At 37.5% G+C, this 5,405-nt stretch carries 4 protein-coding genes; all 4 read right to left on the bottom strand.

What is annotated here, in order from left to right:
* Window positions 1–1,040 (bottom strand): fructose-1,6-bisphosphate aldolase/phosphatase (gene fbp / locus Q4Q55_RS06775; RefSeq protein ID WP_303372064.1); only part of this gene is annotated, 1,040 nt, incomplete at its 3' end.
* A 132-nt stretch (window positions 1,041–1,172) separates the two neighbouring features.
* Entirely contained in the window at window positions 1,173–2,327 is a 1,155-nt protein-coding gene (gene thiI, locus Q4Q55_RS06770; protein ID WP_303372063.1) for a tRNA uracil 4-sulfurtransferase ThiI, read from the bottom strand.
* Between the two features lie 140 nt (window positions 2,328–2,467).
* Entirely contained in the window at window positions 2,468–5,173 is a 2,706-nt protein-coding gene (gene alaS, locus Q4Q55_RS06765) for an alanine--tRNA ligase (protein ID WP_303372062.1), read from the bottom strand.
* 150 nt (window positions 5,174–5,323) lie between these two features.
* On the bottom strand, window positions 5,324–5,405 hold an 82-nt coding region (locus tag Q4Q55_RS06760), incomplete at its 5' end, for a hypothetical protein (RefSeq protein WP_303372066.1).

The following is a 5,405-nucleotide window of genomic DNA, read 5'->3' as shown; positions in this document are numbered from 1 at the left end:
GTGTATTCCATTTCTTCAGCAGGTAATCTGTGAGGTTCGAATGGACCGTGTCTTCTGATGTAAGTTGCGATTTTAGCAGCTTGTTCACGGGTTGGGTCGAATGCAGGATCATCGAATAAGTCTACAGGACCAATTAATTCTCCGTTAGCTACTTGGAATCCTAAACCGATAACTCTAGGTGGTCCGTCGAATCTGATTGGGTTTGCTTCTGCTTCAGAAACAGGCATTAATGGACCGTTGTGGGATCCTCTCATCCATCCACTTACCATGTGAGGGAATGCAAATGGATCTACACATTCACCGTTTGCAGGGAAACCGGATTGTGCTCTTACGATACATGCCGGGTCGTCTTTACCTACGTATTCTCCAGCCATTAAGTTTAATCTTTCAGTACTTATTGCAGCTGCGATTTCACCGTTTTTCTTCCATACTCTTTTAATTACGTATCTTCCGGTGGAACCGATTAATGCAAGCAAATCGTACATTTCTTCAGGACAGTTTAAAATAACTTTTTTGTGTTCGATTACGTCGAATACTTCAAATTTGAATCCATCATGTAATGATGGGTCGATTACAAGTCCTGCAGTGTTGAATGGGTCTGCAAACATTCTAAATACAGGCAAGTTAAATGCACCCGGTTCGGTTTTGTCACAGCAGAATACTAAAACAGGGTCAGATGGTCTTTCTTCGAATTCCATTTCTGCTACACCAGGACCCATACCTTTGATGTTTCCGGAGAATGTATCAGATAATAAGTCTTGACCTGCACCGTATAATTTCAATTCACGTGCTCTTTCGGTAGCTTTCATGAATGCGTTGTATGCAGTTTCGTGTACTTCTTCGTTTTCTTCCCCTTTATCGTGGGTCATGATTAAGTCTATGTCGTCTCCGCAACGGGAGATATAGTAATCTTTCAAAATACCAGTATCCAAAGCGTCATTTAATACGCTGTCACAGATATCCATTAATTCAGGGTGTGCGACACAGTGTCCGGACACACTTCCAATATCAGCTTTAATTACACTAACAGTAGTTTTCATTTTAATAACCTCATTAGTAAATTAATTATTTACTAGACATTTATTATTTATGGGAAGTATACTATTTAATTATTATGTTTAACAAGGTTATTACTCTAAAATTAAAATTAAAAAAGAGAATAAATAGAAAAATCAATCAATTTTTCTAATATTTTCAAAAGCCTTTTGAACTTCAACATCCTGATTCATATCTTCACAGGCATTTTTAACACGTTCTAAATCTGCACGAGTTTCAGGATATCTTGGAACTGCACTGCATCCCCCATCGTCAATTTTAGATATTTCAAATGTTCCAATTTCTTTAGCGATAGCAGTGATTTCCTCTTTGTCCAGCCCAATTAATGGAGACAATATCGGCATGCCAACACCATAACGGGTAGCCAATATGTTTGATAAAGTCTGTGAAGCAACCTGGCCGACACTGCTTCCATCAACGATTGCATCGGCACCCAATTTAACGGCCAATTTCTCCGCTATTTTATACATTCCAGATTTACATAAAACACATGTCATTTTCTCAGGAGCCTTTTGTTTTGCAACTGTAAGATATTCACCATAATCTATGACACGTTTTTTTATTGGAACGCCCTTTGCATAGACATTAAGCTGATCCACTAATGCATTGAAGTTTTCAGTGACTTTTGGACCTGAAAACGGGTCATTATTGCAGTGAAGTGCAACAACTTCACAACCCCGTTTCATCATAAGATATGCTGCAACTGGAGAATCTATACCGCTTGATAAAAGTACAACAACTTTTCCTTGTGTTCCTAATGGAAGACCGCCCGGTCCTTTGATTTTTTCATGAAATATAAATGTATTGTCTTCTCTGACTTCCACAAAAATTGTCAAATCAGGATTTGTCAAATCAACTGGTGCCAAAACCTTATTTCTAACAACTCCCCCACAATGTGCAGCCATTTCCTGGGAAGTGAAATCATGTTGGCCGACACGGCGACATTTGATTGCAAATTTTGTATTTTCGTCCAATATGTTTTCAGCAATTAATTCTTCAACATATTTCCCCAATATATTGTCAATGTCTTCATAGGTAGTTTTAGTTGAAATCGCCGGAGAGTATGAAACGACACCAAAAACCCTATTTAACTTTTCAATTCCATCACCAAAGTCTTTAGGATGAATGTAAATTCTTCCCTGATTTCTATCAACATCGCATTCAAAAGTAGCCTTAATATTTTTAACTAGCTTTCTTTCAAAACGTGACCTTATTTTTGGACTTTTAAGTCCTATTTCACCATATCTGGCAATAATTACATCATAATTCATTAAAACATCTCACTTTTTAGTACACGCTGAAAAAAATAGCAATCCCTTCAATACTAGTTTTTTAAAATATAACAGCAAGTATAATTATGCAATTTTCTATTAATAAACATTCTCATAAAAAAAGAAGATAAGGATAATAATTATCCTTTAATTAAATCCAATGCAGCTTGAATAGCTTCATCCATTTTATCAGTGTTTTTACCTGCACCTTGCGCTAATGTTAGACGGCCTCCACCGCCTCCACCCAATATGCCCGCTGCAGTTTTGATGATTTCATTTATTTTGATTCCAGCATCAATTGCGGTTTGTGAAGCTGCACCAACGATATTACCCTTATTATTACCCATAACTACAACATCCGCCTTTCCATTGTCTGTAAAGTCAGTTGCCATTTTTTGAAGCTCTTTGAAGTCTGCTTCAATCAACTGGGAAACAACTTTCAATCCATTGATTTCTTCGAAGTCATCTGCAAGAGAATTCATTTTCAAAGCTGCAATTTCAGACTGCAGCCTGTCGATTTCATTTTTCTGTGCTTTCCATTCACTGAAGAACCTTTCGCATGTTTTTGGTAACTGGTCATTGTCAACACTGAATACTGAAGCACTTGTTCTTAATAATTCACTATCGTGTTGCATTGAATCTATTGCAGCAAGACCTGCTGAAAAATCAATCCTTTCAACACCATCCTGAACCCTTTCAGTTTTGTTGATTTTGATAGGTCCAACCACCCCAGTCCTTAAGACATGTGTACCTGCACAGGCCTGAACATCGACACCAGGGATTTTTACAACACGAATCATCTTTCCAGGGACAATACCACCTTGGTAAAGTACGAATCCATATAATTCCTGTGCTTCATCACGAGTGTGGAATTTGATATCCAAGTCAATGTTTTCCATCACATACTCATTGGCCAATTTTTCAATTTCGTTTAACTCCTCCTGTGTGATGCGTTTGTAGTGTGACAAATCTATACGTGCCCTTGTAAGGCCATTTTGAGAACCGGCCTGCCAAATATGTTTGCCCAATACTTTTCTTGCAGCTGCGATAACCAGATGAGTTCCGGTATGGTGACGAGCAAGTGTTATCCTACGGTCCCAATTGATTTTTGCAGTAACAGTTTTACCGGCAATATCATCTGCAATGTCACCGTCAATATGGTGCAACACAACATTGTTGACTTTTTCAGCATGCTTGATGTTAATGTCATTTCCATCAATGGAAACTGCACCGATATCAGAAGGTTGACCTCCTCCTTCAGGGTAGAATGCAGTTTTGTCAAAGACAAGACATTTGTCCCCATCTTTTTCGACAAGACCCAAAACTTCGGCTTCAAACTCTTGTTGGTAGAAATCTTTATAGAATAATAAGTCGGTTTCAGGATAATCTACTTTAAATGTATCTTTTTTATTGGTTGTGTCTTTTTCATGAGCCCCTGCAACTTGAGTGAAGAAATTGTCCGGAACATTAACTGTGAAATCATCACCAGCCATTTCAACAACGGTTTCAGGAGGAATTCCATGGGCATCATATAAATCTATCAGCATGTCAAGAGGCATTTCGTTTTTACCTTCTTTTTTAAGTCTTTTGATAGATCTTTTCACAATGCTTTTTCCTTTTTTGACGGTTGCTGCATACCTTTCCTCTTCCAAAGTGATGATATTCATGATATGCTCTTCTGAATCTCGTATTTCAGGATAAAATTTAGACAAGAAATCCAACTGAATAGCCATTATGTCAGCAAGGGATTCTTTCATGTTTAACTCTTTCATGAATCTGATGGTTCTTCTTAAAACCAATCTAGCAAGATACCCCTCTTTTACATTTGACGGGATTATTCCATCTGCAATCATGAATGCTAAACATCTTGTGTGGTCTGCAATGATATATATGGCTTCCATCGGTTCTGCTGCTTTTAAGTATTCATCCAATGACAGATTTAAACTTTCAGCCACCTGAGCCCTTAACTCTTTTAAATCACCAATGTCTTCAATATCCATCATCCCAGCTATCTGAGCATTACGTCCTTGGATGTCTTCATTTATTTCAACACCAGTCAACTCTTTTAACTTATCGACTACAGGTGCAAAACATGCATCATAAGCTGTTGGAGTTCCCTGTGAAATCCATGCAATTCTTTCAAGCCCGTATCCTGTATCCACAACTTTGATTGGGATTTCCTTTTTGGATCCGTCTTCCAGTGTTTCATATTGGATAAATACCAATGTTGCAAGTTCCACTCCTCTGCAACAGACTTCATAGCAAGGCCCTTCATTACCTCCACCAGCCCACCATGATTTGATGAAAGTAATCTCTTCAGTGTTAATTCCGATATATGCAAAGAATTCATGGCAAAGCCTAATGGTTTCATCTTCCCAGTAGATGAAGTCATCTTCTTTGTTGATTACAGTGTGTGTTCCCATTGTAAAGCAAGTCATATGACGACCGGTCCTTCCAACATTATCCACATCATTCAATCTGATTGAAGGCTGAGCCATCTCTATAGGATTTGCAGGCGGTTTGACAAGACCTGAAGTTATCCAAGGCTGGAAACAGAATATTGATGCTCCAACTAAAAACACATCGTCCCTCCATCTTTTGGCAAGAACGGGATATCTTGGGACATGTGTGTGTCCTTCACTTTCTAAAAATTCTCTAAAAACTTTCTGGATTTCATATAAGTTGTATGGTTTATCAGTTGCAGGGTTTGCAATAAACTCATACTCATCACATGGAGCATCTCCACAAGTATCTCTTGTAACTTGAGAGTAAAACTCCTGTCCGCAAGTTTTGCATGTTTGTTTTTTATAACCAAGTTCATCAAAAATTTCTACCATATTAATCATTTAAATTGTTTATTAGTAAAATATCTGTTTTTAATATAATAAATAAATTTTCAAATATTCAAAAAAAATAGTAGAGTTATGGCAAAAAATAGTGTTTTAAAAATTAGTAAAAAAAATAAATAAAAAAAGAAAGGTGATAGATTAAAAAATCTATCCGAAGAGAGCACCTAATCCAGCTGCTGCTGCTTCTTCAGAAGATGTTTGGACACAGCACCTCGGCTCAGACATTGGA

The organism is Methanobrevibacter sp. (genome assembly GCF_030539555.1).
In the GTDB taxonomy this organism is placed as follows: Archaea; Methanobacteriota; Methanobacteria; order Methanobacteriales; family Methanobacteriaceae; genus Methanocatella.
This window is presented reverse-complemented; position numbering and strand designations above follow the sequence as displayed.